Source organism: Nocardiopsis protaetiae (assembly GCF_045446735.1).
GTDB classification, from domain to species: domain Bacteria; phylum Actinomycetota; class Actinomycetes; order Streptosporangiales; family Streptosporangiaceae; genus Nocardiopsis; species Nocardiopsis protaetiae.
The window spans coordinates 1-5,768 of the sequence record NZ_JBJJBV010000355.1 but is presented as its reverse complement, the minus strand read 5'-3'; the positions used below and the strand labels follow the sequence as shown (position 1 = coordinate 5,768).

Annotated in this window: 4 protein-coding genes; 3 read left to right on the top strand and 1 reads right to left on the bottom strand. The window is 73.5% G+C overall.

The annotated features are described in order from the left end of the window. Positions 1-26: 26 nt before the first annotated feature. Positions 27-3,821, bottom strand: a complete 3,795-nt coding sequence (locus ACJOT3_RS31695) for a CDP-glycerol glycerophosphotransferase family protein (protein WP_406976812.1) — start codon at positions 3,819-3,821, stop codon at positions 27-29. A gap of 372 nt (positions 3,822-4,193) precedes the next feature. Between ACJOT3_RS31695 and ACJOT3_RS31690 the strand changes: the two genes are divergently transcribed. The 3 genes from ACJOT3_RS31690 to ACJOT3_RS31680 all read left to right on the top strand — a co-directional run. Continuing rightward, positions 4,194-4,574, top strand: coding sequence for a DUF6703 family protein (locus ACJOT3_RS31690; RefSeq protein ID WP_406976811.1), 381 nt, complete (start codon positions 4,194-4,196; stop codon positions 4,572-4,574). A 133-nt stretch (positions 4,575-4,707) separates the two neighbouring features. Beyond that, positions 4,708-5,544: a metal ABC transporter ATP-binding protein gene (locus ACJOT3_RS31685; protein WP_406976810.1), complete on the top strand. Its 837-nt coding sequence runs from the start codon at positions 4,708-4,710 to the stop codon at positions 5,542-5,544. Next, positions 5,537-5,768 (top strand): metal ABC transporter permease (locus ACJOT3_RS31680; protein WP_406976809.1); only part of this gene is annotated, 232 nt, incomplete at its 3' end. The genes ACJOT3_RS31685 and ACJOT3_RS31680, both read left to right, overlap by 8 nt.

Sequence of the window (5,768 nt, the reverse complement as noted above, 5' to 3'; positions counted from 1 at the left end):
CCCCCCCGGCCGTGGGGCCGAGCCCGTCAGTCGGTGCCGAAGACCCGGTCCACCACCCGGCGGGCCGCGCCGCCGTCGTCCAGCGGGCAGAACTGCTCCACGAACGCCCGGTAGGCGCCCGCGCTCTCCCGCACCACGTCGTCGATCCCGCGCAGGGCCTCGATCACCTGGTCCGACTCCATCAGCAGCGGCCCCGGCGCGGTCTCCTCGAAGTCGAAGTAGAACCCGCGCAGGTTGTCCCGGTACCCCTCCAGGTCATAGGTGAAGAAGAGCATCGGCCGCCCCGTGTTCGCGAAGTCGAACATCATCGACGAGTAGTCCGTGATCAGCACGTCCGTGACCAGGAACAGCTCCATGATCTCCGGGTACAGCGACACGTCGTACACGAAGTCGCGCCCCACGATCGGCACCGCGTCCACCACCCGCGGGTGCCGCCGCACCAGCAGCACGTGGTCCTTGCCCAGCTCGTCGTAGAGCCGCTGCAAGTCCAGGTGCAGGTCCAGCTTGTGCTTGCCGCGCGTGTAGTACTTGTCGTCGCGCCAGGTCGGCGCGTACAGCACCACCTTCTTGTCCGCGGGCAGCCCCAGCCGCTCCCGCGTCCGCTCCGCGATCGCGTCCCGGTCGGGCGCGAAGAACACGTCGTTGCGCGGGTACCCCGTCTCCAGCACCTCCCCCTCGAACCGGAAGGCGCTGCGCAGGATCGGCGTCGCCCACGGGCTCGGGGACACCAGGTAGTCCCACTGCCGCGTCTCCCAGGCCAGCTTGTCGAAGTAGTCCCGGGACTTGCCGCGGATGTTCTCCACGTCGAAGCCGATGCGCTTGAGCATCGACCCGTGCCAGGTCTGCACGACGGTCTGGTCGGGGTGGCGGTGGAACCACGCCGGCTGGCGGGAGTTGGTGACCAGGTACCGGCTGCGCGCCAGCCCCTCGTAGTACTCGCGCCCCCGGTGCCGCACCCGGGTCAGGTCCTCGGGCAGGCTCACCTGCCCGTCGGCGACCAGCCACGACATGGGGTGGTCCGCCCACCGCTCCCGGCGGCGCAGCTCGGCGTAGATGCTCTGCGGGCTGTCGGAGTACTGGCGCCCGGTGTAGGTGTCGAACAGGACGCCGTCGACCACCGGCTCCAGTCGCCGCGCCGGGTAGAACGTCTCGCGCAGCTCCCGCTGGGCGAAGGTGCCCTGCTCCACGGGGCGCAGGTCGCTGCCCACCTGGAGCACCGGGATCCCCCGCCCCTGGTAGGACAGGGTGTAGCCGCGTTCGGCGGTCTGCATCTCCAGCGGCAGCGCGGCGAGCAGTTCCTCGGCGAACTCCACGCCCACGTCGGCGCGGGCCTCCTCTGGGACCGACCCCGGCCCCGACGACCCGGCACCCGGCTGCGCACCCTCCTCCGACGAGCCCACCCGCCCCCACAGCTGGTACCCGCCCGCGGGCAGCGACAGGGTCCCCGACAGGGTCGGGACGTCCGCCGGGGAGAACCGGGCGGTGAACCGCTCCCCCGAGCGCTCCACCTCCAGCACGTGCTCCTCGTCGCGCCCCCGCGCCTTGGCGACCAGGCCCAGCTCCGCGGCGGCCCGGAAGGCGCCGGACAGCAGCAGCGTCCGCCCCTCCCAGCGGGCCTCCTCCACCGAGGGCCGGGCCAGGCCCGCGCGCAGCCGCAGGTGCCCCACGGCCGAACGCAGCACGGACAGCTCGCGGCGCCCGTCCCCGTCGGCGTAGGCGGCGGGTGCCACCTCCTCGGGCACGACCAGGGGCACCACCTGCTTCTCGCGGGTGACCAGGTGGGCGTCCCAGGTCTCCTGTCGGATGACCCCGTTGCACTCCTCGACGGTGCGGTCGAACAGCTCCCGGGCGGCGACCCGGGCCGTGAACCGGCCGCCCCCGGCCTCCAGCGGCACGCTCACCGTCGCGGTGCCGGGCCGCCGGGTCAGCCGCAGTTCGACCGCCTCGGCGGCGGGCGCGGCGACCGGCGCGCCGGTCAGCTCCAGCACCCCGGTGCGCTCGTCGAACCGGTGCCCGGTGATCATCGCCTGGCAGGGCTCGACGCTGACGATGAGGTGCTGGTCGCGGTTCCAGTGCGGGCGGACCCACACCTGCTCGTCGACCCTGTGGTACCCGGGACGCTTGGCGGGGCCGGGCACCGGGTTGGACAGGGCCCGGCGCCGGGTGATGCCCCGGTTGAGGACGACCAGTTCGATCTTCCAGTCGGAGGCGTCCCAGCGGCCGGACTCGCGCAGCCGGCGCGGGTCGACGATGACGGTGAAGCCGCCGTAGTCGTGCCGGGCGGCGTCGAGCACGTCGGGCAGCCGGTACTCGGCGGCCCGGCGGATGCGCACGGGCAGGCGCACCCGGCGGCGGTCGTCGGAGCGCACCGCGTAGGCGGTGACGTGCTGGTGCCAGCGCCGGTGGGCGCGCAGGTGGCGGATGCCGAGCCGGCCGCGGATGTGCAGCCGCCCGTCCTCCCAGGCGATCTCCTCGGTCTTCTGGCGGACCTTGATGTCCTCGTCGACCCGGTAGACCTCGCGGGGCACGGCCTTGGCCGGGTCCTCGGCCTCGAAGAACGGGTAGCGGATGTAGTACCCGAACCCGCGCCGGACCAGGGTGGCCTTCTTGATCTCGACGCTCTTGGCGAAGGTGGCGACCTCCACCACGTCCTCGGCCCGGTGCTTGCGGACCAGGTGGTAGAGCAGGCGGTCCAGGACGCCGAGCCCGTCGAGCAGGCGGGCGGGCACGTGGTCGAGGTAGGTGTTGACCAGCGCGACCGCGGTGGCGCGGGTCTCCTCGTCGGCGTCGTCGAGCCGCATCAGCAGGCGGTGCAGTTCGCCGTTGAGGAGGGTGCGGTCCCACAGGTCGCGGTCGTGGGTGGCCAGCCCCTCGGCGAGCCGGGTCATGGCGCCGAGCCTGCGGGTGAGGACGTCCTCGTCCAGGGGCAGCGCCTCCTGCGCGCGGCGGCGCTTGAGCAGGGTGGGGCCGGGCAGGACGTCCACGGTGCGGGCGGACAGGGCGGCGCGGCGCAGGCCCAGGCCGGCGTCGTCGGGGTGCAGGCCGTGGTCGGTGAGGGAGTTCCAGAAGTCGCGCCGCCACAGCTTGTTGCCGGGGTCGCCGTCGGCGACCAGGCCGGGGACGTTCCGGGGGTCCTCGGCCAGACGGGCGCGGGCGTAGTGGCGGCGGTGGCGCTTGGAGGGGGCGGCGCCCAGCTCGTCGAACGTGTACACGTTGCCGACGACCAGGTCGGAGCGGGTGTCGCGGGCGGTGTTCAGCAGGTAGGAGAGCGCGTAGCCGGTGAGGGCGTCGGAGCCCTCCAGGAAGAGCAGGTGCTCGCCGCGGGCGGCCGCGGCCCCGCGGGCGCGGGCGGCGGGCCGATCCGGGGCGGGCTCGCCGGCCGGCAGGACGGCGGTGATCCCGGCCGGGGGCGCGGCGGCGAACGCGGCGGCGACGGCCAGGGCGTCCTGGGCCTGGTCGACGGCCTCGTCGCCCTGTTCGTTGTCCTCGCCGGCCGGTCCGGTGTCCTCGCCGGGGGTCCCGTTCTTGGCGCTGCCCTCCCCGGTCCCGTTCTCGCCCTCCTCCTCGTCCGGGGAGGCGTCGGGCTCCGGGTCGGCGGCGGCCGGCCTTCCGGTGCCGGAGGCGGTGGGGGCGGTGGGGGGCGCCGGGCGGACGGGGACGAGGACGACCTCGATCCCCGCGTCCGCACCGGACGCGGGTTCTCCCTCTCCCAGGGCGGCCCGGCCCTCTCCCAGGCCGGTCTGGCGGCTCAGGGAGTCGAGGCAGTGCTGGAGATGGGGTTCGGTGACGTCGAACGTCACGATGACTGTCGGTTCGGGCACGGAAGTTGACACCCTCCGGAGGGTTCGCTGCCGCCGGCAGCGTGCGGGACCCGGCAGATGCGGCTCACGCGTGGACGGTAACGGCGTTCAGAGCTTTTTGTGGTTCTCCGTTCACCCTGAGTGAGAGTCCCGTCGAGAGAGGCGTCCTCTCCGGGGAACGGGGATACGGAACAGGGCCGGTCGGGATGGACGTCGACGGCGCACCGGGGCCCTGCACTAGGGTTTCGCTTCAGGATTACCACAGGAGCGGGAATCGGGTGCTCCACGCGGGTATCGGTCGTGTGACAACGGTGGCCCGGGGCCGTAGGACCGAGGCCGCAGGCCCGAAGCCTCAGGCCCGAAACCGCACCCCCCGAGAACGAACGGACCCCCATGGCCCCTCCCGAACACGGTGACGAGAAGCGGATGGACGACGGACGACCCGGGCGTCCCGGACGCCCCTCCGGGGACCCCCTGTACACCCCGGGCGCGGGGCCGGTGCGCCGGGCGGTGGAGCGGCGCAGCGCGGTGCCGCTGCTGTGGCTGCACCGGGCGCCGCGGTGGCTGTCGCCGCTGCTGCTGGGTGTGCTGTTCGTGGCGGGGCTGCTGGCACCGGGGCTGGTGGGCGGGCTGTGCCTGCTGCCGGTGGCGCTGTTCCTGGCCTGGCTGGCGTATCTGACCTGGCCGACGCTGGAACCACGGCAGCGGGCGCCGCGGGCGCTGGTCGTGGGGGTGATCGGGGTGCTGGCGGTGGCCCGGTTCCTGGGTTTTTGACGGGGTGCCGGTTCCTGGGTTTTGACAGGGTGCCGGGTCCGGGTTCCTGGCGGGGCACCGGGCTTTTGACGGTCGACGCCCGGAAACCTCGGGCGTTTTGACAATCATTTTCGTTTTCGTGATAATGGTGGGCGTGTCCGCCCAGATCAGGGACGAGTCCGTCCCGCCCGCCTTCCAGGCCATCGACGCCCGCGTCTCCTACGACGGGGTGCCCGTCCTGGACGGGGTGAACGTGGCGATACCCGCGGGCGAGACCGTGGCCGTCCTGGGCCCCAACGGGTCGGGCAAGTCCACCCTCATGCGCGCGATGCTCGGCATCGTGCCGCTCACCTCCGGCGAGATCCGCGTCCACGGCAGGCCGCTGTCCCGGTTCCGGGACTGGCGCCGGATCGGGTACGTGCCCCAGCGGCTCACCGCGGGCGGCGCCGTGCCCGCCACCGTGCGCGAGATCGTCGCCTCCGGACAGGTCGCCGCGCGCCGCCGGCTGTCGCTGTCCACCCGCGCCGACCGGGAGGCGGTTGACGAGGCCCTGGCCGCTGTGGGTTTGACCGGCCTGGCCCGTGCCTCGGTGCGCGAGCTCTCCGGCGGCCAGCAGCAGCGCGTGCTCATCGCCCGCGCCCTGGCCGGGCGCCCCGACACCTTCGTCATGGACGAGCCGATGGCCGGGGTGGACCACGAGAACCAGCGGGCGCTCGCCCGCACCATCGCCCGCCTGCGCGAGCAGGGCTCCACCGTCGTCCTGGTCCTGCACGAGCTGGGGCCGCTGGAGGACGTCATCGAACGCGCCGTGGTGCTGGAGTCGGGCCGGATCGTGCACGACGGCACCCCGCCCGAGCCGACCGGCGAGTGCGCCAGGCCCGGCCACGAGCACCAGCACCCCCACCCCGACCCCAACGACCCCGACCCGCGGGCGGCCGAGCTGCCCTCCCCCGCGGACCTGATGCGCCTGGAGGTACCCGGCCGTGATTGACCTCCTCCAGTACGAGTTCATGCGGCGGGCGCTGATCGCCGCGGTACTGGTCGGCCTGATCACCCCGGTCATCGGTACCTACCTGGTGCAGCGCCGGCTGGCGCTGCTGGGCGACGGCATCGGGCACGTCGCCCTGACCGGGGTGGCCCTGGGCCTGCTCACCGGAATCTCGCCGGTGCTCACCGCCGCGATCGTGTCGATGGTCGGCGCGGTCCTCATCGAGG